Source organism: Enterobacter sp. ku-bf2, assembly GCF_001742765.1.
GTDB classification, from domain to species: domain Bacteria; phylum Pseudomonadota; class Gammaproteobacteria; order Enterobacterales; family Enterobacteriaceae; genus Enterobacter; species Enterobacter quasiroggenkampii.
This window is the reverse complement of sequence record NZ_MDVW01000001.1, coordinates 335364-358680: the sequence shown is the minus strand read 5'-3', so window position 1 is coordinate 358680 and position 23317 is coordinate 335364. Positions and strand designations below refer to the sequence as shown.

25 protein-coding genes and 1 other annotated feature are annotated in these 23317 nt (G+C 55.3%); of the genes, 16 read left to right on the top strand and 9 right to left on the bottom strand.

The genetic code is table 11. The features are described from left to right. Positions 1-211: 211 nt before the first annotated feature. The 3 genes from BFG58_RS01700 to topA all read right to left on the bottom strand — a co-directional run bounded on the left by BFG58_RS01700 (position 212) and on the right by topA (position 4450). Entirely contained in the window at positions 212-352 is a 141-nt protein-coding gene (locus tag BFG58_RS01700; protein WP_213327741.1) for a YmiA family putative membrane protein, read from the bottom strand. Between the two features lie 338 nt (positions 353-690). Beyond that, a complete protein-coding gene (cysB, locus tag BFG58_RS01695) occupies positions 691-1665 on the bottom strand; it encodes an HTH-type transcriptional regulator CysB (protein ID WP_008502814.1) in 975 nt (324 codons plus the stop codon). A 187-nt stretch (positions 1666-1852) separates the two neighbouring features. Continuing rightward, positions 1853-4450: a type I DNA topoisomerase gene (topA, locus tag BFG58_RS01690; protein ID WP_059365098.1), complete on the bottom strand. Its 2598-nt coding sequence runs from the start codon at positions 4448-4450 to the stop codon at positions 1853-1855. A gap of 399 nt (positions 4451-4849) precedes the next feature. Between topA and BFG58_RS01685 the strand changes: the two genes are divergently transcribed. Beyond that, positions 4850-5101: a YciN family protein gene (locus tag BFG58_RS01685; RefSeq protein ID WP_003856804.1), complete on the top strand. Its 252-nt coding sequence runs from the start codon at positions 4850-4852 to the stop codon at positions 5099-5101. Between the two features lie 34 nt (positions 5102-5135). On the opposite strand, the gene sohB is transcribed toward BFG58_RS01685, so the two are convergent. Further along, complete coding sequence (gene sohB / locus BFG58_RS01680; protein ID WP_063621870.1) at positions 5136-6182, bottom strand: protease SohB; 1047 nt, start codon at positions 6180-6182, stop codon at positions 5136-5138. A 250-nt stretch (positions 6183-6432) separates the two neighbouring features. Between sohB and BFG58_RS01675 the strand changes: the two genes are divergently transcribed. After that, entirely contained in the window at positions 6433-7194 is a 762-nt protein-coding gene (locus BFG58_RS01675) for a YciK family oxidoreductase (RefSeq protein ID WP_069719059.1), read from the top strand. Continuing rightward, positions 7191-7781 (top strand): cob(I)yrinic acid a,c-diamide adenosyltransferase, encoded by a 591-nt coding sequence (gene cobO / locus BFG58_RS01670; RefSeq protein ID WP_069719058.1) that lies wholly within the window; start codon positions 7191-7193, stop codon positions 7779-7781. The genes BFG58_RS01675 and cobO overlap by 4 nt, the downstream gene beginning before the upstream one ends. 35 nt (positions 7782-7816) lie before the next feature. On the opposite strand, the gene rluB is transcribed toward cobO, so the two are convergent. The 3 genes from rluB to rnm form a co-directional block, all read right to left on the bottom strand. Continuing rightward, entirely contained in the window at positions 7817-8692 is an 876-nt protein-coding gene (gene rluB / locus BFG58_RS01665) for a 23S rRNA pseudouridine(2605) synthase RluB (protein ID WP_008502809.1), read from the bottom strand. 96 nt (positions 8693-8788) lie between these two features. After that, entirely contained in the window at positions 8789-9409 is a 621-nt protein-coding gene (locus BFG58_RS01660; protein WP_003856793.1) for an L-threonylcarbamoyladenylate synthase, read from the bottom strand. Beyond that, positions 9406-10287, bottom strand: coding sequence for an RNase AM (gene rnm, locus BFG58_RS01655; protein ID WP_069719057.1), 882 nt, complete (start codon positions 10285-10287; stop codon positions 9406-9408). The genes BFG58_RS01660 and rnm overlap by 4 nt, the downstream gene beginning before the upstream one ends. A gap of 139 nt (positions 10288-10426) precedes the next feature. Here rnm and trpL point away from each other — a divergent pair, with 139 nt between their 5' ends. From trpL to BFG58_RS22930, 9 genes are all read left to right on the top strand, one after another. Further along, positions 10427-10471, top strand: a complete 45-nt coding sequence (gene trpL / locus BFG58_RS24420) for a trp operon leader peptide (RefSeq protein ID WP_106993556.1) — start codon at positions 10427-10429, stop codon at positions 10469-10471. Further along, positions 10448-10541, top strand: a sequence feature (Trp leader region). Its footprint overlaps the gene before it by 24 nt. A 25-nt stretch (positions 10542-10566) precedes the next feature. Continuing rightward, positions 10567-12129, top strand: a complete 1563-nt coding sequence (locus BFG58_RS01650) for an anthranilate synthase component 1 (RefSeq protein WP_069719056.1) — start codon at positions 10567-10569, stop codon at positions 12127-12129. Further along, on the top strand, positions 12129-13724 hold the full coding sequence (trpD, locus tag BFG58_RS01645) for a bifunctional anthranilate synthase glutamate amidotransferase component TrpG/anthranilate phosphoribosyltransferase TrpD (RefSeq protein ID WP_069719055.1): 1596 nt from the start codon (positions 12129-12131) through the stop codon (positions 13722-13724). The genes BFG58_RS01650 and trpD overlap by 1 nt, the downstream gene beginning before the upstream one ends. A gap of 3 nt (positions 13725-13727) precedes the next feature. Beyond that, the gene (gene trpCF, locus BFG58_RS01640; protein WP_063621874.1) at positions 13728-15086 is read left to right on the top strand and encodes a bifunctional indole-3-glycerol-phosphate synthase TrpC/phosphoribosylanthranilate isomerase TrpF; all 1359 of its coding nucleotides are present in this window, start codon (positions 13728-13730) and stop codon (positions 15084-15086) included. A 10-nt stretch (positions 15087-15096) separates the two neighbouring features. Next, positions 15097-16290 carry a tryptophan synthase subunit beta gene (gene trpB / locus BFG58_RS01635; protein WP_024907111.1) on the top strand — a complete coding sequence of 398 codons (1194 nt, stop codon included), beginning with the start codon at positions 15097-15099 and terminating at the stop codon, positions 16288-16290. After that, the gene (gene trpA, locus BFG58_RS01630) at positions 16290-17099 is read left to right on the top strand and encodes a tryptophan synthase subunit alpha (protein ID WP_023312082.1); all 810 of its coding nucleotides are present in this window, start codon (positions 16290-16292) and stop codon (positions 17097-17099) included. Before trpB ends, trpA begins: the two co-directional genes overlap by 1 nt. 181 nt (positions 17100-17280) lie before the next feature. Then, a complete protein-coding gene (gene yedE, locus BFG58_RS01625; RefSeq protein WP_069719054.1) occupies positions 17281-18492 on the top strand; it encodes a selenium metabolism membrane protein YedE/FdhT in 1212 nt (403 codons plus the stop codon). After that, the gene (yedF, locus tag BFG58_RS01620) at positions 18489-18722 is read left to right on the top strand and encodes a sulfurtransferase-like selenium metabolism protein YedF (protein ID WP_003856774.1); all 234 of its coding nucleotides are present in this window, start codon (positions 18489-18491) and stop codon (positions 18720-18722) included. Before yedE ends, yedF begins: the two co-directional genes overlap by 4 nt. 126 nt (positions 18723-18848) lie before the next feature. Continuing rightward, positions 18849-19187 carry a hypothetical protein gene (locus tag BFG58_RS22930; RefSeq protein ID WP_083261444.1) on the top strand — a complete coding sequence of 113 codons (339 nt, stop codon included), beginning with the start codon at positions 18849-18851 and terminating at the stop codon, positions 19185-19187. Positions 19188-19233: 46 nt separating this feature from the next. Here the strand turns inward: BFG58_RS22930 and ompW are convergent, their stop codons facing one another. Then, positions 19234-19866 (bottom strand): outer membrane protein OmpW, encoded by a 633-nt coding sequence (gene ompW, locus BFG58_RS01610; RefSeq protein ID WP_032674934.1) that lies wholly within the window; start codon positions 19864-19866, stop codon positions 19234-19236. Between the two features lie 282 nt (positions 19867-20148). Here ompW and BFG58_RS01605 point away from each other — a divergent pair, with 282 nt between their 5' ends. The 4 genes from BFG58_RS01605 to yciA all read left to right on the top strand — a co-directional run bounded on the left by BFG58_RS01605 (position 20149) and on the right by yciA (position 22418). Further along, positions 20149-20553, top strand: coding sequence for a YkgJ family cysteine cluster protein (locus BFG58_RS01605; protein WP_032674935.1), 405 nt, complete (start codon positions 20149-20151; stop codon positions 20551-20553). 25 nt (positions 20554-20578) lie between these two features. Continuing rightward, positions 20579-21322, top strand: coding sequence for a YciC family protein (locus BFG58_RS01600; RefSeq protein WP_033145752.1), 744 nt, complete (start codon positions 20579-20581; stop codon positions 21320-21322). A 56-nt stretch (positions 21323-21378) separates the two neighbouring features. Beyond that, positions 21379-21918, top strand: a complete 540-nt coding sequence (locus tag BFG58_RS01595; protein ID WP_069719052.1) for a septation protein A — start codon at positions 21379-21381, stop codon at positions 21916-21918. A gap of 104 nt (positions 21919-22022) precedes the next feature. Then, positions 22023-22418 (top strand): acyl-CoA thioester hydrolase YciA, encoded by a 396-nt coding sequence (gene yciA, locus BFG58_RS01590; RefSeq protein WP_008502796.1) that lies wholly within the window; start codon positions 22023-22025, stop codon positions 22416-22418. A gap of 38 nt (positions 22419-22456) precedes the next feature. On the opposite strand, the gene tonB is transcribed toward yciA, so the two are convergent. Next, positions 22457-23179 (bottom strand): TonB system transport protein TonB, encoded by a 723-nt coding sequence (tonB, locus tag BFG58_RS01585; protein ID WP_023617069.1) that lies wholly within the window; start codon positions 23177-23179, stop codon positions 22457-22459. Positions 23180-23317 lie beyond the last annotated feature (138 nt).

Genomic DNA, 23317 nt, shown 5'->3' with positions numbered 1-23317 from the left:
ATATTCAGACTATTTGCATCATTACGCAATAAACTAAATTATTGTTTTTTGGGTTCGTCTTCTGCGAACACATCAATAAAAGCCTGCTGCTGCGGCGTCAGTTTCCAGGACGCGGGTACAACAGTCGCAGGTGCTTTACGCCCTCTGTGGCCGCTGTCACGATGCTGACACATCTGTTTTACCGAAGCTGTACGTACCGTCACTGACATATTTAACCCCAATATTTCCAGGCCAGGAGAGCAACCACCACCCAAAACAGGGTAGAGACGAGAAAGACCGCCAGCCAGGCTTTACGCTTGAGCGCAGGATCCCTTTGCGGTTCTTCACTTCCTGAAGGCATTGCTAACCTCATACAATCGACATCGCTTATCATTTAGGACCAAACAATTGGTACAATTAATCATCTGTTGAGATAAATCCTAAAGAAACTTTAGCCGAAAAGCCAGTGAATTTACGCACCGGGAGGTATGAAATATTCAATCTTTTGACCAGAAATAAATAATTGAAAAGAAAAATTTGCGAAGGCGTAAATTAGTTTCTACTTTTGTCGCCAATTCACGACATTATAACCTTACGCATTAAATGGGTAATGACATTATATGGCAGGGGAATCGCAGATGATGATAATTCTAATTTAGCTTTGAGAGGTTATTTCGGTATCTTTCCCTGGGGGAAAGATACCGGGTGTGATTATTTTTCGGGAAGTTTGATGTCTTTAAACATCTCTTCAATATCTTCATTTGAGCGTAATGCCACGGCGGTATCAACCACATCACGCGTTAAATGAGGTGCAAAGCGCTGAATAAAATCATACATATAGCTGCGCAGGAAGGTGCTGCGGCGGAAACCAATTTTTGTGGTGCTATGGCTGAAAACATCATGCGCATCAAGACGCACCAGGTCAGGGTCTGACACCGGATCCACCGCCATGCTGGCAATGACGCCCACCCCCAATCCAAGCCGGACATAGGTCTTAATCACGTCGGCGTCCGTCGCGGTAAAGACAATGCGCGGCGTTAATCCTGCCCGGTTAAAGGCCGTATCAAGCTCAGAACGCCCGGTAAAGCCAAAGGTATACGTCACCAGAGGATACTGGGCCAGCTCTTCGATAGTGACCGACCCTTTACCCGCCAGGGGGTGATCGGGGGTCACCACAATAGAACGGTTCCAGTGGTAGCACGGGAGCATGACCAGATCGTCATAGAGGTGAAGCGCTTCGGTGGCGATGGCAAAGTCTGCATTCCCCTTGGAGACGGCTTCAGCGATTTGCGTTGGCGAGCCCTGGTGCATATGCAACGAGACGCGAGGATAACGCTCGATAAAGCCTTTGATCACGCCGGGCAGCGCATAGCGCGCCTGCGTATGCGTGGTGGCAATATACAGCGAGCCTTTATCCGGCCAGGTATGCTCCCCCGCCACAGACTTAATCGCATCGACTTTGGAGAGGACTTCCCGCGCAATGCGGATGATTTCCTGTCCCGCAGGCGTCACCTGGGTGAGATGCTTACCGCTGCGGGCGAAGATCTGAATGCCTAACTCATCCTCCAGCATACGAACTTGTTTGCTGATGCCCGGTTGCGAGGTATACAACCCCTCGGCGGTAGAAGAGACGTTAAGGTTATGATTCACCACCTCAACGATATAACGAAGCTGCTGTAATTTCATGCCAGACCATCCGATTTAGCGCATGCGGTCAATCGCTTAAGACGATTTAATAATAAGAAACAGGTTAACTATAACCACTATATCATTTATAGCCTGACTGTATAGTACGGAACAAAAAATAATAACAAGGTAATAAAAAAGGGCCGGAAATCCGGCCCTTTCACAGGTAAGTTACGATTAGGGAAGATTATTTCTTGCCTTCAACCCATTTGCCATCGACAAAGAAGGCTGACCATCCGGTCGCTTTACCCTCTTTCTCTGCCGCAACGTACTGCTGCTTAGTTTTACGGCTAAACCGCACCACGGTTTTGTTGCCTTCCGGATCCTGCTGTGGCGCATCGGCCAGATAACGCAGTTTCTCCGGCAGACGATCGCGGAAGCGATGCAGCTCTTCCACCAGCGGCGCGCGGGTTTCACGCGATTTCGGGAAGGTGTTGGCGGCCAGGAAGACACCTGCCGCACCGTCACGCAGCACGAAGTACGCGTCGGATTTCTCACACGGCAATTCTGGCAGCGGAACCGGATCTTCCTTCGGCGGAGCCACTTCACCGTTACGCAGAATTTTGCGCGTGTTTTTACATTCGTCGTTGGTGCAGGCCATGTACTTACCGAAACGCCCCATTTTCAGGTGCATTTCAGAACCACACTTCTCGCACTCCACAATCGGGCCGTCATAGCCTTTAATGCGGAACTCGCCCTCTTCGATCTCATACCCGTCACACGTTGGGTTATTACCACACACGTGCAGCTTGCGTTTTGGATCGATCAGATAGCTGTCCATTGCCGTGCCGCATTTTTTGCAGCGGCGCTTGGCACGCAGAGCGTTAGTTTCCGCATCGTCACCTTCCAGCACGTTGAGAACTTCGTTCTCCGGCACCAGGTTGATGGTGGTTTTGCAGCGCTCTTTTGGCGACAGCGCATAGCCGGAGCAGCCCAGGAACACGCCCGTGGTGGCAGTACGGATCCCCATCTTGCGGCCACAGGTTGGGCAGTCGATGCTGGTCAGTACCATCTGGTTAGGCAGCATGCCACCCTCTTCAGGGTCTTTCTCCGCTTTTTCAAGCTGGTCGGTGAAATCGCTGAAGAAGCTGTCGAGGACCTTTTTCCATTCCGCCTGGTGGCTGGCAACCTGGTCGAGACTGTCTTCCATTTGCGCGGTGAAATCGTAGTTCATCAGCTCGCGGAAGTTGGCTTCCAGACGATCGGTGACGATCTCCCCCATTTTTTCCGCATAGAAACGACGGTTTTCAACACGGACGTAACCGCGATCCTGAATCGTCGAGATAATTGATGCGTAGGTCGACGGTCGGCCAATACCGCGTTTTTCCAGCTCTTTTACCAGAGATGCTTCACTGAATCGTGCAGGTGGCTTGGTGAAGTGCTGAGCCGGGATCAGCTCAACCAGAGACAGTTCATCACCTTTGTTCACCGCAGGCAGCGTTCGATCTTCATCACCTTTACGCAGCGCAGGCATCACTTTCGTCCAGCCGTCGAAACGCAGAATACGACCGCGCGCCTTGAGACGGAAATCACCCGCCCCGACGGTCAGCGTGGTGGAGTCGTACTGGGCCGGGGTCATCTGGCACGCCACAAACTGACGCCAGATCAGCTGATACAGCTTCTGCGCGTCGGCTTCCATATCTTTCAGTGATTCAGCGAGCACAGAGACATCAGAAGGACGAATCGCTTCGTGCGCTTCCTGAGAATTCTCTTTGCTGGCAAACTGGTTAGCGCTTTCCGGCAGGTATTTCTTACCGAAGTTGTCGCTGATGTAGCCACGCACCATGTTGACCGCGTCCTGACTCAGGTTGGTTGAGTCGGTACGCATATAGGTGATGTAACCTGCTTCATACAAGCGCTGGGCCATCATCATGGTTTTCTTCACGCCGTAACCCAGACGGGTGCTTGCCGCCTGTTGCAGGGTGGAGGTGATAAACGGCGCACCAGGCTTGCTGCTGGTCGGTTTGTCTTCACGTTCCAGTACCTGATAGCGTGCCTTTTCCAGCAGCGCCACGGCGGCCATTGTCTGGTCGCGGTTTTCCGGACGGAAAGGCTTATCGTTCTGATGGCTTACCTGCAGCGGCAGAGCGTCACCGCCCGGCGTGGTCACATTGGCATCAACTTCCCAGAACTCTTCCGGCACGAAGGCTTTAATTTCGCGCTCACGCTCAACGACCAGACGCACGGCGACGGATTGCACGCGACCTGCGGACAGGCCACGGGCAATCTTCTTCCACAGCAGTGGAGAAACCATGTAACCCACGACGCGGTCCATAAAGCGACGCGCCTGCTGGGCGTTGACGCGGTCGATATTCAGCTCGCCCGGCTTCTCAAACGCCTGACGAATCGCATTCTTCGTAATTTCGTTAAACACTACGCGGCTGTAGCGTTTGTCATCACCCCCGATCACTTCCCGCAGGTGCCACGCAATGGCCTCCCCTTCGCGGTCAAGGTCGGTTGCGAGATAGATGTGGTCTGCTTTTTCAGCCAGCTGCTTCAGCTCGTTAACGACTTTTTCTTTCCCTGGAAGCACTTCATATTGTGCATCCCAGTTATGCCATGGGTTAACACCCATGCGGTTGACAAGCGCGCTACGTTCATCCTTTTTAGGCTTTTTAGCCCCTTTGGTGGAGGTAGAGTCTGCGCTCTTTTTGCTGGCTGAGCCACTGGTCGGCAAATCGCGGATATGACCAACGCTGGACTTAACCACGTAGTCATTACCCAGATACTTATTGATCGTTTTGGCTTTTGCCGGGGACTCAACGATGACGAGAGCTTTACCCATATTCACCTTTACCTAATTTAATTCTTCCAGGAATACGCCGCACGTTGATTTCCCTTCCGCTGACGACGAGCCAATGATATTGCGACTGCGTCAGGAGATATCAACCCCTTTGTCTTACCGGGCGTTAAAGAAAAGCCGCCCAGGTGATTGAGTTCTCGGGTATTTTTCTCACATCTCGTGTAATTCGTGACGAATTCCCGGTTGAATGTCAAGCAATTCTGTTGCCAGAATGACGAAAGCGCACACTCTACCTGATAAAATTCGTTACGCAACTTTATTAGCATGCAAAAGCAAATCCTGCCAGCCAGGCCCCTGCACCTTATCCCCTCACAATACAGGGAAAATTTGCCCCCAAAGCGCCCTCGGCGTAGACTATTGTCACTGTTTAAGGAGTGGATTATGCAGAATACGACCCAACCTATTGACCGAGCCTCTCTGCTTATCGAAGCAAACAAGCTTATTCGTGACCATGAAGATACTCTGGCAGGCATTGAAGCCACCGGCGTAGAGCAGCGAAATGGCGTGCTGGTTTTCAGCGGCGAATACTTCCTTGATGAACAGGGCTTGCCGACCCCGAAAAGCACCGCCGTGTTTAACATGTTTAAATACCTGGCGCACACGCTTTCCGAGAAATATCACCTGGTCGATTAACGCAAAACGCGAGGCATAAGCCTCGCGTTTTTGTTTACAACAGCGGTTTTTGTCCGCGCTGTAGCCAGCGGAGCAGCAGGCGGTCCGCGCTTTCTGCGGCACTGTTGGTAAAGCGGTCAAGGAGTCGCTTGCGCTGGGCAAAGCGGACGCCTACCAGTTCCCGGCCTTCCATCAGGTTGAGCAGCAGATCGTCACTGGTTCCGACTTCATCCACCAGCCCTTTCTCCTGCGCCTGAACGCCGTACCAGTGCTCACCCGTCGCGACCTGCTCAATGTCCAGCGTCGGGCGCATACGGTGCACAAAGTCTTTAAAGAGATGATGCGTTTCGTTGAGATCCTCACGGAATTTTTGGCGCCCTTCTTCCGTGTTTTCACCCAGCAGCGTCAGGGTGCGTTTGTACTGACCCGCCGTGTGAAGTTCGATATCAATCTCTTTATTTTTCAGGAAGCGGTTAAAGTTCGGGATCTGCGCGACCACGCCGATCGAGCCAATAATAGAAAACGGTGCGGCCACAATTTTGTCTGCCACGCAGGCCATCATGTAGCCACCGCTCGCCGCCACTTTATCTACGGCAACGGTCAGCGGGATCTGTTTTTCACGCAGGCGCTGTAGCTGAGACGCGGCCAGGCCGTAGCCATGCACGACACCTCCCGGGCTTTCAAGACGAACAACGACCTGATCCTGCGGCGTCGCCACGGCCAGAACGGCCGTCACTTCCTCCCGCAAAGAGGACACTTCATGCGCATCCATGCTGCCCTTAAAATCGAGCACGTAGACGCGGGGCGCGACCTTATCCTGTGGCGTATTGAGCTTCGCCTTTGCCTTTGCCGCTTTGGCTTCCTGTTTATGCTTTTTCTTCTGCGCTTTGAGCCACAGTTTCTGTTGATGACTGTCAAGCAGCGCCAGAGACATCTCTTCCTGCATCTCTTTATACTGCTCGCTCAGGCGGGTGATGCGTAACTCCCCACGCTGACGCTTGCGCTGCGTCAGGTTGACAATCAGAACGGCAACCACCGCAATGGCAATCACCACCGTCGCGATTTTCGCCAAAAACAACCCATATTGAGAAAGTAATTCCACGCGTTCCACCTTGATTTAACCACGAATCTTTCACGGCAGTGTACAACAGCCCTGCCCATGCGTCTCGCTCGTGACATTACCTCTGCGAGGCGCCTTCAGGAATCCCGGTCTGGCGTTTAAATATTTGCAAATTGTTAATTTTACAGCAATGCGTCCTGTAGACTGATTGAATTATCAGGCGAATTCGGGCATAAAGCCGAAAAGTCACAAAAGAAGGCGTCTTTGAGTCACCGTGCGCCGAGGAGTCACCTTGCATTATCAACCGCAAAAAAATCTGCTGCAGAACCGCATCATTCTTGTCACTGGGGCCAGCGACGGGATTGGCCGTGAAGCGGCGCTGACCTACGCTGAGTATGGCGCGAGCGTCATCCTGACCGGCCGCAACGAAGAAAAACTTATAGGGGTGGCGCAGGAGATTGAAGCCGCAGGTGGGATTCCTGCTCGCTGGTACACGCTCGATCTGCTCACCTGCACGCCCGCGTCATGTCAGGAGCTTGCTCACCGCATCAGCACCCATTATCCGCGTCTCGACGGCGTGCTGCACAATGCCGGCTTGCTTGGCGAAGTTCGCCCGATGGATGAACAGGATCCTGAGATCTGGCAGGAGGTCATGCAGGTCAACGTCAACGGGACGTTTTTCCTGACCCAGGCACTGCTTCCTTTATTACTCAAATCGGATTCGGGTTCACTGGTATTCACCTCCTCCAGCGTAGGCCGTGAGGGGCGTGCAAACTGGGGTGCCTATGCCGTATCAAAATTCGCGACCGAAGGCATGATGCAGGTGCTGGCAGAGGAGTACCAAAGCCGCCATCTGCGCGTAAACTGCATTAACCCGGGCGGTACGCGCACCAAAATGCGCGCCAGCGCCTTCCCAACGGAAGATCCGCAGAAGCTGAAAACGCCGGCAGACATTATGCCGCTCTATCTCTGGCTAATGGGCGACGACAGCCGCCGCAAAACCGGGATGACCTTTGACGCCCAGCCAGGCCGTAAACCAGGAATATCGCAATGAGTGAAGAACGTCACCAGCAGCGCCAGCAGCGTCTGAAGGAACAGGTCGATGCGCGCGTCGCGGCCGCTCAGGATGAGCGCGGGATCGTCATCGTCTTTACCGGCAACGGCAAAGGGAAAACCACGGCCGCATTCGGCACGGCGACACGCGCCGTCGGCCACGGGCAGAAGGTCGGCGTTATCCAGTTTATTAAAGGTGAGTGGCCTAACGGCGAGCGTAATCTGCTTGAGCCCCACGGCGTTGAGTTCCAGGTGATGGCGACCGGATTTACGTGGGACACCCAGAACCGCCAAACCGATACCGCAGCCTGTCTGGCCGTCTGGGAGCACGCTAAAAGAATGCTGGCCGATCCTTCACTCAATATGGTTCTGCTGGATGAGATCACCTATATGGTCGCCTACGACTATTTGCCGCTGGAAGACGTGCTTAATGCACTGAAAGACCGTCCCGCCCATCAGACGGTTATCATCACGGGCCGCGGGTGCCATCGGGATATTCTGGAGCTGGCAGATACCGTCAGCGAGCTGCGTCCGGTAAAACATGCGTTTGATGCGGGCATCAAAGCGCAAATGGGGATTGATTACTAAAGAAAAAAGCCCGGTGTCTTCACCGGGCTTTTACATTAACCGTTGTTATTACGGCTGCCAGAGCGGCGGTTGCTGCTCACCTGGCTGTGACGCTTCACCGCACGGCGAATCTGGTTCGCCTTCATGCGGCGACGATCTTTTTCCACCGCCACTTTAGAGGTGGTTTCCGGCGTCAGGCCGACCAGCTCGCGCAGATAGTTGGTCTGGGTCAGATCCAGTTCAGTATATCCCCCACGCGGCAGGCCTTTTGGCAGCAGGATGTCGCCGTAACGGACACGGATCAGGCGGCTAACCTGCACGCCCACCGCTTCCCAGAGACGACGTACCTCGCGGTTGCGCCCTTCGGTCAGGGTCACGTTGTACCACTGGTTGATGCCTTCCCCACCGGTAAATTTGATGGTTTTGAACGCCGCAGGACCGTCTTCCAGCTGAACGCCACGCGACAGGTCGCGCAGTTTATTCTCGTCAACCTGGCCAAACACGCGCACGGCGTATTCACGTTCCACTTCACGGCTTGGATGCATCAGACGGTTTGCCAGTTCACCATCGGTGGTAAACAGCAGCAGACCGCAGGTATTCACGTCAAGACGACCAACGGCAATCCAGCGAGCGCCACGCAGTTTAGGCAGACGGTCAAACACCGTCGGGCGACCTTCCGGGTCATTGCGGGTACACAGCTCGCCTTCCGGCTTGTAGTAAGCCAGCACGCGGCAGATTTGTTCAGCAGACTCTTTCACGGAGATAAGATGACCGTCGATACGGATCTTCAGCCCCGGTACGATTTCTACGCGGTCACCCAGCGTGGCGATTTTACCGTCCACACTCACGCGGCCCGCTTCAATAATGGCTTCGATTTCACGGCGTGAACCGTGGCCGGCACGCGCCAGCACTTTCTGTAACTTCTCGCTCATTGAGCTTCCTCAGGTGTCGCCTTCACAGGCGTCGAATCAGGTCAAAAGAGGGCTGAGCCCTGCTTTGATGGCCGCGTAGTATATCTGCTTATACCATTACAAGAAAGGCTTTACGTCACCCACGCCTTCTCGAATCACTTCCGGTGCATCTTCGGTTAAGTCGACCACGGTGGTCGGCTGCTGGCCGAGATAACCGCCGTGAATAATCAGCTCGACCACCTTCTCCAGACGATCTTTGATCTCTTCCGGATCGGACTCGGTAAACTCGCTGCCCGGCAGCATCAGCGAGGTAGAGAGCATCGGCTCGCCGAGGGTTTCCAGCAGCGCCTGCGCAATCGGGTTCGACGGCACGCGCATGCCGATAGTCTTACGCTTTTCCTGCAGCAGGCGGCGCGGCACCTCTTTCGTCCCTTTCAGGATGAAGGTGTAGTTACCCGGCGTGTTGTTCTTAATCAGGCGAAACGCCACGTTATCCACATAAGCATAGGTGGACAGCTCAGAGAGATCGCGGCACATCAGGGTAAAGTTATGGCCGTCCGGCAGCTGGCGAATACGGCAAATGCGTTCCATCGCCCCTTTATCTTCAATTTTGCAGCCCAGCGCGTAGCCGGAATCGGTCGGGTAGACAATCACGCCGCCTTTGCGGACGATCTCCACGGCCTGGTTAATCAGACGTGGCTGCGGGTTGTCCGGATGGATATAGAAAAACTGACTCATACTTCCCTCTCTTCAATTTGCTGCGGCTGTTCCCAGAGCTGCCAGACCGGATCAACGCCAGCGGGCAGCCAGAGCTTGCGCCCCAGTTCGATCCAGGCGCAGGGCTGATGGAAATCAGAACCCTGTGAGCCAAGCAGACCGTACTGTCGGGCATAGGTCGCGAGCTGCGCGCGCTCATTGGGCGCCTGCTGACACTGGGCGACTTCCATCGCCTCACCACCGTTTTCGGCAAAGTGCGCCAGCAGCCTTTTCAGCCATTTAGCAGAAAGATTATACCGCCCCGGATGGGCCAGCACGGCCTTACCGCCAGAATGATGAATCACATCAATAGCTTGTTTTATTGTACACCACTGTGGCGGAACGTATCCGGTTTTCCCGCGCGCCAGATACTTTTTAAAGACATCCGCCATCGTCGTGGCTTTACCCGCCTCTACCAGAAAACGGGCGAAATGACCGCGCGTGACCGCCCCGCCGTTCGCCAGCTTTTGGGCACCTTCCAGTGCGCCCGGAATATGCGCCTTTTCCAGACGCTCGCCGATCATCTCTGCGCGCTGGTTGCGGCGCGTTTTTTGTTCTTGCAAAAAAGCAGTCAGTGCCGGATGGTCTATATTGATGTTCAGGCCAACGATATGAATCTCATGGTTTTCCCAGACGGTCGAAATTTCGACACCGGAGACCAGATTAAGCGCCAGCCCGCTGCGGGCGATCTCGGCGCGCGCCGCCGGAATGGCATCCGTCGTATCGTGATCGGTTATCGCCAGCGTACCGACGCGCATTTCAACGGCACGATGAACCAGAGCTTCGGGTGTCAGCAGGCCATCAGAGGCCTGAGTATGGCTGTGTAAATCATAAATAATAGCGTAGGTGGTATCGCTCAAAGCACTTCCCATAACAGGTTGGAGACATCCGAAACCATCATGATACCGACTTATATCGAAATTCTGAAATCAAGGGTTGACAATACGCCATCGAACTAGTTAACTAGTACGCAAGTTCACACGAGAAAGGTATCTGAAAATGACAGCACATTTCACTCTGCACGGTTGGTGGCGTACTTCCTGATCATCGGGCAGTGTCACGCGTCTGCGAAATGCAAACAGATACCCGCCCGCTACCCAGCGGGCTTTTTTTTGAACAGAATAAATGAGAACACCAACATGCAAACAGCCAAACCCCATCTCGAATTGCTGACCTGCGAGGCGGCCTATCGCCACAACCCGACCGCGCTGTTTCATCAGGTGTGCGGGGCACGCCCGGCAACGCTGCTGCTGGAATCTGCGGACATTGACAGCAAGGACGATCTCAAAAGCCTGCTGCTGGTCGACAGCGCGTTGCGCATTACCGCTCTAGGTGACACTGTCACAATCAAGGCCTTATCAGACAACGGCGCCTCGCTGCTGCCACTGCTGGATGCCGCCCTGCCTTCAGGCATCGAAAACGAACGTCATCCAGAAATGCGTATTCTGCATTTCCCGCCGGTTAGCCAGTTGCTGGATGAAGACGCGCGCCTGTGCTCCCTTTCCGTCTTCGATGCCTTCCGCCTGCTGCAGAACCTGGTTACCGTTCCACACGATGAGCGTGAAGCGATGTTCTTTGGCGGGCTGTTTGCCTACGACCTGGTCGCCGGATTTGAAGATTTACCGGAAACCGACCAGGGCAATCGCTGCCCGGACTATTGCTTCTATCTGGCCGAAACCCTGCTGGTGATCGACCATCAGAAACAGTACACCCGTATCCAGGCCAGCCTGTTCACGCCTTCGACCGCTGAGAAAAACCGTCTTGAGCACCGCATCGCGCAGCTTCAGCAGCAGATGACGGAAGCGCCACCTGCACTGCCGGTACAGCGCGTGGAAAAAATGACCTGCGATGTGAACCAGACCGACGATCAGTACGGTGCCGTGGTTCGCCAGATGCAAAAAGCGATTCGCGCCGGGGAAATTTTCCAGGTTGTACCGTCCCGTCGCTTCTCTCTGCCCTGCCCGTCTCCGCTGGCCGCTTACGACGTGCTGAAAAAGAGCAACCCAAGCCCGTACATGTTCTTTATGCAGGACAACGACTTCACGCTGTTCGGCGCCTCGCCGGAAAGCTCGCTGAAATATGACGCCGCCAGCCGCCAGATTGAGATCTACCCGATCGCCGGAACCCGTCCACGTGGACGTCGCGCAGACGGCTCGCTGGATCGCGATCTTGACAGCCGCATCGAGCTGGAAATGCGCACCGACCATAAAGAGCTCTCCGAGCATCTGATGCTGGTTGACCTGGCACGTAACGACCTGGCTCGTATTTGCACCCCAGGCAGCCGCTACGTGGCGGACCTGACTAAAGTCGACCGCTATTCGTTCGTGATGCACCTGGTCTCCCGCGTGGTCGGTGAGCTGCGCCAGGACCTCGACGTGCTGCACGCCTACCGCGCCTGCATGAACATGGGCACCCTGAGCGGTGCGCCGAAAGTGCGCGCTATGCAGCTGATTGCCGCCGCCGAAGGGCGTCGTCGCGGCAGCTACGGCGGCGCGGTGGGTTACTTCACCGCCCATGGTGACCTCGATACCTGCATCGTGATCCGCTCCGCCTATGTCGAAGACGGTATTGCCACCGTCCAGGCGGGTGCCGGGATTGTTCTTGATTCTGTTCCGCAGTCTGAAGCTGACGAAACGCGCAGTAAAGCCCGTGCGGTCCTTCGCGCCATTGCTACCGCACACCACGCACAGGAGATTTTCTGATGGCTGACATTCTGCTGCTCGATAATATCGACTCCTTTACCTATAACCTGGCAGATCAGCTGCGTGCGAATGGCCATAACGTCGTTATCTATCGCAACCACGTACCGGCGCAGACCCTGATTGACCGTCTGGCCACCATGCAAAACCCGGTGCTGATGCTCTCTCCGGGGCCAGGCGCACCAAGCGAAGCAGGCTGTATGCCGGAGCTGCTGACCCGTATGCGCGGCAAGCTGCCGATTATCGGCATCTGCCTCGGTCATCAGGCGATTGTTGAAGCCTATGGCGGCTACGTTGGCCAGGCGGGTGAAATCCTCCACGGTAAAGCGTCCAGCATCGAACATGACGGCCAGGCGATGTTTGCCGGGCTGCCGAATCCGCTCCCGGTCGCGCGCTACCACTCGCTGGTCGGCAGCAACATTCCCGCCGGGCTGACGATCAACGCCTCGTTTGAAGGGATGGTGATGGCGGTACGTCACGACGCGGATCGCGTCTGCGGGATGCAGTTCCATCCGGAATCCATCCTGACCTCCCACGGTGCCCGCCTGCTGGAGCAGACCCTCGACTGGGCGTTACAGAAGCTGGAGCAGACCAACACCCTGCAGCCGATTCTGGAAAAACTGTATCAGGCGCAAACCCTGAGCCAGCAGGAGAGCCACCAGCTCTTCTCCGCCGTGGTTCGCGGCGAACTGAAGCCGGAACAGCTGGCGGCCGCGCTGGTGAGCATGAAGGTCCGCGGTGAAAGCCCGCAGGAGATCGCCGGTGCCGCCACGGCCCTGCTGGAAAATGCCGCCCCGTTCCCGCGTCCGGACTATCCGTTTGCCGATATCGTCGGCACCGGCGGTGACGGCAGCAACAGTATCAATATTTCAACCGCCAGCGCCTTTGTGGCCGCAGCGTGTGGTCTGAAAGTGGCGAAACACGGTAACCGCAGCGTGTCCAGCCGGTCAGGCTCGTCTGATTTACTCGCGGCATTCGGCATTAATCTCGATATGAACGCCGAACGTTCCCGTGAAGCGCTGGATGACCTGGGCGTCTGCTTCCTGTTTGCGCCGAAGTATCACACCGGTTTCCGCCACGCAATGCCGGTTCGTCAGCAGCTTAAAACCCGCACGCTGTTTAACGTGCTCGGCCCACTGATCAACCCGGCCCATCCGCCGCTGGCGCTGATCGGTGTCTACAGTCCGGAACTGGTCCTGCCGATTGCAGAGACGCTGCGCGTGCTGGGTTACCAGCGTGCCGCTGTGGTGCACAGCGGCGGAATGGATGAAGTGTCACTGCATGCGCCGACGCTGGTAGCCGAACTGCACGACGGTGAAATCCTGAGCTACCAGCTGGAAGCCGCTGACTTTGGTTTAACCCCGTATCACCAGGAAGCGCTGGCCGGCGGTACCCCGGAAGAAAACCGTGACATTCTGACGCGCTTATTACAAGGTAAGGGAGAGGTTGCCCATGAGGCCGCCGTTGCTGCCAACGTCGCCATGCTGATGCGTTTGCACGGCGAGGAAGACCTGAAGGCCAACGTTCAAAAAGTTCTGGATGTACTGCGCTCCGGTGCAGCTTACGATCGCGTTACCGCACTTGCGGCAAGAGGGTAAAGAATGCAGACCGTTTTAGCCAAAATCGTTGCCGATAAGGCCATCTGGGTGGAAGCCCGCAAGCAACAGCAGCCGCTTGCCAGTTTTCAGAATGACGTCGTCCCGAGCAGCCGTCGTTTCTATGACGCCCTGCAGGGTGCGCGCACCGCGTTTATTCTTGAGTGCAAAAAAGCGTCTCCGTCTAAAGGCGTTATCCGTGACGATTTCGACCCGGCGCGTATTGCCGGCATTTATAAGCATCATGCGTCAGCCATCTCCGTGCTGACGGATGAGAAATATTTTCAGGGCAGCTTCGATTTTCTGCCGATCGTCAGCGGTATCGCGCCGCAGCCGATCCTGTGCAAAGACTTTATCATTGATCCGTATCAGATCTGGCTGGCGCGCTTTTACCAGGCTGACGCCTGCCTGCTGATGCTCTCGGTGCTTGACGACGAGCAGTATCGCCAGCTCTCTGCCGTCGCGCACAGCCTGAAAATGGGCGTGCTGACCGAAGTGAGTAATGAAGAAGAGCTGGAGCGCGCGATTGCGCTGGAAGCCAAAGTGGTAGGCATTAATAACCGCGATCTGCGTGACCTGTCCATTGACCTGAACCGCACGCGCCAGCTGGCGCCGCGTCTGGGATCTGGCGTCACGGTGATCAGTGAATCCGGCATTAACAGCTACGCCCAGGTGCGCGAGCTGAGCCACTTCGCCAACGGTTTCCTGATTGGCTCCGCCATGATGGAACATGACGATCTCAATGCGGCAGTACGTCGCGTGCTGCTGGGTGAAAACAAAGTCTGCGGCTTAACCCGTGAACAGGACGCCCAGGCCGCGTATGAAGCCGGAGCGATTTATGGCGGGCTGATTTTTGTGGATTCCTCTCCTCGCGCGGTCAGCGAAGAGCAGGCGCGTAAGGTCATCGCCGCGGCACCACTCAGCTATGTTGGCGTGTTCCGCAATGCAGATATCGCAGAGGTGGTTGAAAAAGCCGACGCGTTATCCCTGAGTGCGGTGCAGCTTCACGGCGATGAAGATCAGGCCTATATCGATGCCCTGCGCGCCACGCTGGCACCGCAGGTACAGATCTGGAAAGCGCAACGCGTTGACGATACGTTGCCCCCGCGTAACCTGAACCACGTGGATAAATACGTCCTCGATAACGGCCAGGGCGGAACCGGCCAGCGTTTTGACTGGTCTCTGCTGAACGGCGAAAAGCTGGACAACGTCCTGCTGGCGGGCGGATTAAGCCCGGACAACTGTGTAGAAGCCGCGAAAACCGGCTGCGCAGGCCTCGATTTCAATTCAGGCGTAGAGTCCCAGCCGGGTATTAAAGATGCCAGCAAACTGGCCTCGGTTTTTAAAACTCTGCGTGCATATTAAGGAAGAGAAGATGACGACATTACTTAACCCGTATTTTGGTGAGTTCGGCGGGATGTACGTCCCGCAAATCCTGATGCCCGCGCTGCGCCAGCTGGAAGAAGCGTTTGTGAGCGCACAGAAGGATCCGGCATTTCAGGCCGAATTTACCGACCTGCTGAAAAACTATGCAGGCCGCCCAACGGCCCTGACCAAATGCCGCAATCTGACGGAAGGCACGAAAACCACGCTGTATCTTAAGCGTGAAGACCTGCTGCACGGCGGCGCGCACAAGACTAACCAGGTGCTGGGCCAGGCGCTGCTTGCGAAGCGTATGGGCAAAACCGAAATCATCGCCGAAACCGGCGCAGGCCAGCACGGCGTGGCCTCGGCGCTCGCCAGCGCCCTGCTCGGTCTGAAATGCCGCATCTATATGGGGGCGAAAGACGTTGAGCGTCAGTCTCCAAACGTTTTCCGTATGCGTCTGATGGGTGCAGAAGTGATCCCGGTGCACAGCGGCTCCGCGACGCTGAAGGATGCCTGTAACGAAGCGCTGCGCGACTGGTCTGGCAGCTACGAAACCGCGCACTATATGCTCGGTACCGCGGCGGGCCCGCACCCGTTCCCGACCATCGTGCGTGAATTCCAGCGCATGATCGGGGAAGAGACCAAAGCGCAGATCCTCGAAAAAGAGGGTCGTCTGCCGGATGCGGTCATCGCCTGCGTCGGCGGCGGATCTAACGCCATCGGCATGTTCGCAGACTTTATCGACGACACCAGCGTGGGTCTGATTGGCGTCGAGCCTGCGGGTCACGGCATTGAATCGGGTGAACACGGCGCGCCGCTGAAGCATGGCCGCGTGGGGATCTACTTCGGCATGAAATCCCCGATGATGCAGACCGATGAAGGCCAGATTGAAGAGTCTTACTCTATCTCTGCCGGCCTCGACTTCCCATCCGTCGGGCCGCAGCACGCCTATCTGAACAGCACTGGTCGTGCGGACTATGTCTCCATTACCGATGACGAAGCGCTGGAAGCGTTCAAAACGCTGTGCCGCAGCGAAGGGATCATCCCGGCGCTGGAGTCTTCACACGCTCTGGCCCATGCGCTGAAAATGATGAAAGACAATCCGGAAAAAGAGCAGCTGCTGGTGGTCAACCTTTCCGGACGCGGTGACAAAGATATCTTCACCGTTCACGATATTCTGAAAGCACGAGGGGAAATCTGATGGAACGCTACGATAACGTATTTGCAGAACTGAAATCCCGCCAGGAAGGCGCGTTCGTTCCCTTCGTCACCCTGGGCGATCCGGGCCCTGAACAGTCGCTGAAGATCATCGACACCCTGATTGAAGCCGGTGCCGATGCGCTGGAGCTGGGGATCCCGTTCTCTGACCCGCTGGCGGATGGCCCGACCATCCAGAATGCGACGCTGCGCGCATTTGCCTCGGGCGTCACGCCGACCCAGTGCTTCGAGATGCTGGCGGCGATCCGTCAGAAGCACCCCACTATCCCGATTGGCCTGCTGATGTACGCCAATCTGGTGTTCAACCGCGGTATCGATGAATTTTACGCCGAGTGCGCACGTGTGGGTGTCGACTCCGTTCTGGTCGCCGACGTGCCGGTTGAAGAGTCCGCGCCGTTCCGCCAGGCTGCGATGCGTCACAATGTCGCCCCTATTTTCATCTGCCCGCCAAACGCGGACGATGAGCTGCTGCGCCAGATTGCCTCTTACGGGCGCGGTTATACCTACCTGCTCTCCCGCGCAGGCGTGACCGGTGCCGAGAATAAGGCCGCATTGCCGCTGCATCATCTGGTGGAGAAGCTGGCCGAGTACCATGCCGCACCGCCGCTGCAGGGCTTCGGGATCTCCTCTCCGGATCAAGTCACCGCGGCGATTGACGCGAAGGCTGCGGGTGCCATTTCCGGCTCTGCGATTGTGAAGATCATCGAGAAGAACGTGGACAAGCCCGAGCAGATGCTGGCCGAGCTGAAGGCGTTTGTGACCGCCATGAAGGCGGCGACGCGTAAAGCCTGACCCCTCCACCGTCTGGCATCCCTGCCAGACGGTTACCCTTTATTCCCCGCCATCAACAAAGGATGACGTTAAAATTGATCCTTTCGATATTTTCGGTGTGAATGGCTTTTCAAACCGTCATGTAAGCGTATGATCTGGACTCTTTTTTATCTTTAATCCTTCTGAGTTCAGAGGCTTATTCATGTCATGGCAATCCTTCAAACAGGCTTACCTGGTTAAGTTCTGGTCACCCGTTCCGGCCGTTATCGCGGCAGGCATTCTCTCTACTTATTATTTTGGCATTACCGGCACCTTCTGGGCCGTGACCGGCGAGTTTACCCGCTGGGGTGGACAGCTGCTGCAGCTCGCAGGCGTGCACGCCGAAGAGTGGGGATACTTTAAGCTCATCCACCTCGACGGTACGCCCCTCACCCGTATTGACGGGATGATGATCATCGGCATGTTCGGCGGCTGCTTCGCTGCCGCGCTGTGGGCAAACAACGTTAAGTTGCGTATGCCCAAAAGCCGGATCCGCATTGTGCAGGCGGTTGTCGGCGGCATGATTGCCGGATTCGGCGCGCGTCTGGCGATGGGGTGTAACCTTGCCGCCTTCTTTACCGGGATCCCGCAGTTTTCGCTTCACGCCTGGTTCTTTGCCGTCGCCACGGCCATCGGCTCTTACTTTGGCGCAAAATTCACCCTGCTGCCGCTGTTTCGTATTCCAGTGAAAATGACAAAAGTCAGCGCAGCATCTCCGTTAACCCAGAAGCCCTCTCAGGCCCGCCGCCGTTTTCGCCTCGGAATGCTGGTCTTTTTCGCCATGGTGGCATGGGCGCTCTGCACCGCCCTGAACCAACCTAAGCTCGGTCTGGCGATGCTGTTCGGTGTGGGTTTTGGTCTGCTCATTGAACGCGCGCAGATCTGCTTTACCTCCGCGTTTCGCGATATGTGGATCACCGGGCGCACGATGATGGCGAAAGCGATTATCGCCGGGATGGCGGTCAGCGCCATCGGCATCTTCAGCTATGTTCAACTGGGCGTCGAACCAAAAATCATGTGGGCCGGTCCTAACGCGGTCATTGGCGGCCTGCTGTTCGGCTTCGGGATCGTGCTGGCTGGCGGGTGTGAAACCGGCTGGATGTATCGCGCCGTCGAAGGCCAGGTGCACTACTGGTGGGTGGGTCTGGGAAATGTGATTGGCTCGACGATCCTGGCGTACTACTGGGATGACGTGTCTCCCGTCCTGGCCACCAACTGGGACAAGGTCAACCTGCTGAATACCTTCGGGCCTCTCGGCGGCCTGCTCGTCACCTACGCTCTGCTGTTGGTCGCTTTTTTACTGGTCGTCGCACAGGAGAGACGTTTCTTCCGCCGTGCGAGCGTTAAAACAGAAACGCAGGAGAATGCAGCATGAAAGAGATTGTGCCTGATTATCGTCTGGATATGGTTGGCGAGCCCTGTCCATATCCGGCGGTGGCTACGCTTGAAGCGCTGCCGCAGCTTAAGAAAGGTGAAATTCTGGAGGTGGTCAGCGACTGCCCGCAGTCCATCAACAACATACCGCTGGATGCGAAAAACCACGGTTATACGGTGCTGGATATCCAGCAGGATGGCCCAACCATTCGCTATCTGATTCAAAAATGATCGTTAAGGGCCTCGTCAGGGGCCTTTATCGTATTGAATTATAAGACATCTTGATCCACGGCAAAAACGTGATTTTTGACTTAAGTAAAATCTCATTTCCCTTTTGAAGGAGGTTTTCGCGGTTTGATGTATTTACGAGCTTTACTGGTTTTCGCCTTATTGATTCCCTTCCATGCGCTGTCCCTGAATTTCTCTTCTACTTTCCTGAGCCTTAATTGTCCGCAAAGAGGACTTGTCGAGGTTATTCTTCACGTTTATGACCACACCCAGGAACGGTGGCACGGTCATTTTGAAACCGGCGCGGGACATAAACGTGCGGGTGATACTGAAATTATCCCGTTTGCCAACGGCGATATTCTCTTCCATTCCCTGTCCAGCGACGCTTTCAGCTATTTATATGATGGGGAAACGATCCTGAGGCACTGCGTAAAGCTTGATGAGCGACCAGTTTATCCGTCGTTTTGATGTGAGCAAAGCAAACTGGCCACCCTGTGGCCAGTTTGACGGGGGATCAGAAACGATAACCCGCAGAGAACATAAACACCCACGGATCCAGGCGAGTATTGATACTTTGCTGCTGACCGCCCGCCTTGAAGCGTACGTCCGTATCAATATCCATATACCAGACCGAGGCGTTGATCAGCCAGTCGCGATTAATCAGGTAATCCAGACCGACCTGTCCCGCCATGCCCCACGAATCTTTCAGGCTGAGGTCCGTCAGACCCGCCTCTTTACCGGTATCGTTGAATTTCTCATCAAAGAAGGTGGTGTAGTTCACACCGGCGCCAATATAAGGACGCACCTTGCTGCTTGAGTCGCCAAAGTACCATTGCGCCATCAGCGTTGGCGGTAAATGGTGAACCGTGGCGATATCACCGGTTGGTCCTAAACCGACGCGATGACGGAACGGCGTTGCGGCCAGAAGCTCAACGCCCACGTTATCCGTCGCCATCCAGGTAAAGGTTAAACCTAACTGGGTGTTATTACTGACGTTAAAACCGCCCATTCCCAGCACGTTATCCGATCCTTCAGTTGGGCGAACCGTAGCCGAACCGGCACGAATAAAGAATTCGCCTGCTTCATGCGCATACGCGCCGCCAGAGAGACTGCTTAATACAAGGGCTGCCACCGCTAATTTTTTCATATCCGCTCCATCGTTGTGGTTTTAATCGCGGATGAGAATATACTCACAAAAGGGTAATAAGTGATCTGCCACAGATCACATTAAAACCAGTAACTTAACATTCATTGATCTGGATTAATTTTTTGTTACGCATCCAAAACCAATAAGTTGTTTCCATGTCAATTTTTGGCATTTCACGGTTACAAAATTTTCCCTTTTCCCCCTCTTGCTCTTCCTCTGGCGGCTGGATAATTTATCGCTCTTACAAGTTGATTTGATGCGTTCTTCTTTTGCAGGTGTGCCATGAGTGATATTAACCCGTGCATGACGTGCGGAGCCTGTTGTGCGTATTTTCGAGTCTCTTTCTACTGGGCCGAAGCCAGCGATGGCGGCGGTACCGTTCCGGTTCATCTTACCGAGCCGTTAACCCCCTTTCTGCGCTGCATGAGCGGCACGAACCAAAAGCAGGCCCGCTGTGTGGCGCTACAGGGTGAGCCTGGGGTCGCGACCCGCTGTTCCATCTATGAGGATCGCCCCAGCCCGTGCCGGGAATTTGCCATGTCGGGGGAAGATGGGCAGGTCAACGAAGCCTGTAACCGCGCCCGCGCCCGCGTTGGATTACCGCCGCTTTACAAAGATATGCTTTTCCATACAAGCCTTGATGCTGCCACAGCAGGTGCATCCGGTGTACAATTGCCGGCTAATTAACACCTGCAATACTCAAGGAGAGTGCATGTCTATCACGGCGAAGTCTGTCTACCGTGACACGGGAAACTTTTTCCGCAATCAGTTCATTACCTTTTTACTGATCGCGTTGCTTTGCGCCTTTATCACGGTGGTGCTGGGTCATGCGTTCTCACCGAGTGAAGAACAGATTGCCAGCCTGAGCCAGGGCGACCATCTTGCGGGTAGCGTGGGGTTGTTTGAGCTGGTGCAAAACATGACGCCGGAGCAGCAGCAAATTCTGCTGCGCGCTTCTGCCGCGTCCACGTTCTCAGGCCTGATTGGTAATGCGGTTCTGGCGGGCGGCGTTTTGCTGATGATTCAGCTGGTATCGGCGGGTCACCGGGTCAGCGCCTTACGGGCGATTGGTGCCAGCGCGCCGGTCTTACCTAAGCTGTTTATCCTGATCTTTTTGACCACCCTGCTGGTGCAGATGGGGATTATGCTGGTCGTGGTGCCGGGGGTATTACTGGCTATCGTGCTCTCATTTGCCCCGGTAATGGTCGTGCAGGATAAGATGGGTATTTTTACCGCGATGCGCAGCAGCATCAGACTGGCATGGGCTAATATGCGTCTGGTGGCGCCCGCCGTGATCGGCTGGCTGCTGGCCAAAACGCTGCTGTTATTGTTTGCACCGAATTTTGCGGTTTTAACGCCTAATGTTGGCGCCGTGGTGGCGAATACGCTGAGCAATCTCATTTCAGCGGTACTGCTCGTCTATCTGTTCCGCCTGTATATGTTAATTCGTCAGTAATCCCGAGGCGGGGGGCATCGCTGTCTCCCGCCCCGCTCAGAAGATGGAATCACAGAATGAAGCAGTTTCTTGATTTTTTACCGCTCGTGGTCTTTTTTGCTTTTTATAAGCTGTACGATATTTATGCCGCGACCACTGCGCTGATCGTTGCGACCGCCGTCGTACTGATTTACAGCTGGGTTCGCTATCGTAAAGTCGAAAAAATGGCGCTGGTCACTTTCGTCCTGGTCGCCGTTTTCGGCGGGCTGACTCTGTTCTTCCACAACGATGAGTTTATCAAGTGGAAGGTGACCGTGATTTACGCGCTGTTTGCAGGCGCACTGTTAATCAGCCAGTGGGTGATGAAAAAGCCGCTGATCCAGCGCATGCTGGGCAAAGAGCTGACGCTGCCTCAACACGTCTGGTCCCGTCTGAATATCGCGTGGGCGGTCTTCTTTATTCTCTGCGGTCTCGCTAACATCTATATTGCCTTCTGGCTGCCGCAGAATATCTGGGTCAACTTTAAGGTCTTTGGCCTGACCGCGCTGACGCTTATCTTTACGCTGTTAAGTGGTGTATACATTTATCGCCATATGCCGCAGGACGATAACCACTGATTAATGACTGACCAGAACGTCAACGACAGGCGTTCTGGTCTATTCTCTCCACACGCGAATCATAGTAGCATCCCGCCTGAAGTCTTCCGTTACGAGTTAAAACAATGACAACAACTAACGCCCCTCAGGGCGAACTGGTTTTACGCACACTGGCAATGCCCGCTGACACCAATGCCAATGGCGATATTTTTGGCGGCTGGCTGATGTCGCAGATGGATATGGGCGGCGCAATTCTGGCAAAAGAGATTGCCCACGGGCGCGTGGTCACCGTGAGAGTGGACGGCATGACCTTCCTGCGCCCGGTTGCGGTGGGTGATGTGGTTTGCTGCTACGCGCGCTGCGTGAAACGCGGTAATACCTCCATTTCCATCAATATCGAAGTCTGGGTGAAGAAAGTCTCTTCTGAGCCGATTGGGCAACGTTATAAGGCCACTGAAGCGCTGTTTATTTATGTCGCCGTGGACAGCGAGGGTAAACCTCGTCAACTTCCACAGGCCTGATCGACAGGCAAAAAAAAGCCTCCTTTCGGAGGCTTTTTTTATTCCATCTGCGCCCCGCCGTTCAGGCGGAAAACAATATTGACGATCAATCCGCTACCCGGCTTGCCTGGCTCATAGCGCCATCTGCGCATGGCAGATTTCACTTCGCGCTCAAACATATTAGAAGGTTGCGCAGATAAGATTTCCACGTTATCCACGCGGCCATCCGCAGTGACATCAAATTTCACCCGTACGCGGCCTTCAATACGCAAGGCCTGAGCTCGCGCCGGATACTGAGGCTGATTGCGGCTTACGGCTCGAGGGCCCGCTGGCGCGGTAACCGTTGGCTTTGACGTCGTTGCCGTATTGTTCATCACCGGACGTGAAGGCGCTGCATTTTCTACCGGCTGGGTCGCGCGCGGTTCAACCGGACGTTCCTCGCGTTTCGGACGCTCTTCAACCTTCTTCACCGGCTTTGGCTTCGGCTTAGGTTTTGGCTTCGGTTCAGGTTTGTGGATCACCACCGGGGCTTCCTTCGGTGGCTCCGGAACGGGTTCGGGTTCTGGCTCCGGTTCAGCCACCGGCTGTGGCGGCGGAGGGGCAACCTGCGGCGGTTCAAGATCCGCTGGCGATACCATCGTCACGGAAATCGGCTGCGCGGGCGCGGGCATTTCAATAACCTGATGAACCGAGGTATACAGCAGACCCGCCACAACGGCACCGTGAATCACGACAGAAAGCAGCGTCGGCCAGGGAAAGCGGCGAGGTAAATCAAGGGTCATCGAAGTCATAGTCATCAACGTTAAAAAACCGAACCCTGATTTTAAATGCAAATAGCAATCATATTCAATAAGACACTTTGCTCTGGCGCAACTTTAGGGCCTGAGAGGCCAAAAAAGGCGCATTCAGATCAGGGTATT

Bases quoted from the DNA above. Each gene is read 5' to 3' on its own strand.
- BFG58_RS01700 (WP_213327741.1), bottom strand. From the start codon at position 352: ATGAGGTTAGCAATGCCTTCAGGAAGTGAAGAACCGCAAAGGGATCCT.
- cysB (WP_008502814.1), bottom strand. From the start codon at position 1,665: ATGAAATTACAGCAGCTTCGTTATATCGTTGAGGTGGTGAATCATAAC.
- topA (WP_059365098.1), bottom strand. From the start codon at position 4,450: ATGGGTAAAGCTCTCGTCATCGTTGAGTCCCCGGCAAAAGCCAAAACG.
- BFG58_RS01685 (WP_003856804.1), top strand. From the start codon at position 4,850: ATGCAGAATACGACCCAACCTATTGACCGAGCCTCTCTGCTTATCGAA.
- cobO (WP_069719058.1), top strand. From the start codon at position 7,191: ATGAGTGAAGAACGTCACCAGCAGCGCCAGCAGCGTCTGAAGGAACAG.
- rluB (WP_008502809.1), bottom strand. From the start codon at position 8,692: ATGAGCGAGAAGTTACAGAAAGTGCTGGCGCGTGCCGGCCACGGTTCA.
- BFG58_RS01660 (WP_003856793.1), bottom strand. From the start codon at position 9,409: ATGAGTCAGTTTTTCTATATCCATCCGGACAACCCGCAGCCACGTCTG.
- BFG58_RS01650 (WP_069719056.1), top strand. From the start codon at position 10,567: ATGCAAACAGCCAAACCCCATCTCGAATTGCTGACCTGCGAGGCGGCC.
- trpD (WP_069719055.1), top strand. From the start codon at position 12,129: ATGGCTGACATTCTGCTGCTCGATAATATCGACTCCTTTACCTATAAC.
- trpCF (WP_063621874.1), top strand. From the start codon at position 13,728: ATGCAGACCGTTTTAGCCAAAATCGTTGCCGATAAGGCCATCTGGGTG.
- trpB (WP_024907111.1), top strand. From the start codon at position 15,097: ATGACGACATTACTTAACCCGTATTTTGGTGAGTTCGGCGGGATGTAC.
- trpA (WP_023312082.1), top strand. From the start codon at position 16,290: ATGGAACGCTACGATAACGTATTTGCAGAACTGAAATCCCGCCAGGAA.
- yedE (WP_069719054.1), top strand. From the start codon at position 17,281: ATGTCATGGCAATCCTTCAAACAGGCTTACCTGGTTAAGTTCTGGTCA.
- yedF (WP_003856774.1), top strand. From the start codon at position 18,489: ATGAAAGAGATTGTGCCTGATTATCGTCTGGATATGGTTGGCGAGCCC.
- BFG58_RS22930 (WP_083261444.1), top strand. From the start codon at position 18,849: ATGTATTTACGAGCTTTACTGGTTTTCGCCTTATTGATTCCCTTCCAT.
- ompW (WP_032674934.1), bottom strand. From the start codon at position 19,866: ATGAAAAAATTAGCGGTGGCAGCCCTTGTATTAAGCAGTCTCTCTGGC.
- BFG58_RS01605 (WP_032674935.1), top strand. From the start codon at position 20,149: ATGAGTGATATTAACCCGTGCATGACGTGCGGAGCCTGTTGTGCGTAT.
- BFG58_RS01600 (WP_033145752.1), top strand. From the start codon at position 20,579: ATGTCTATCACGGCGAAGTCTGTCTACCGTGACACGGGAAACTTTTTC.
- BFG58_RS01595 (WP_069719052.1), top strand. From the start codon at position 21,379: ATGAAGCAGTTTCTTGATTTTTTACCGCTCGTGGTCTTTTTTGCTTTT.
- yciA (WP_008502796.1), top strand. From the start codon at position 22,023: ATGACAACAACTAACGCCCCTCAGGGCGAACTGGTTTTACGCACACTG.
- tonB (WP_023617069.1), bottom strand. From the start codon at position 23,179: ATGACCCTTGATTTACCTCGCCGCTTTCCCTGGCCGACGCTGCTTTCT.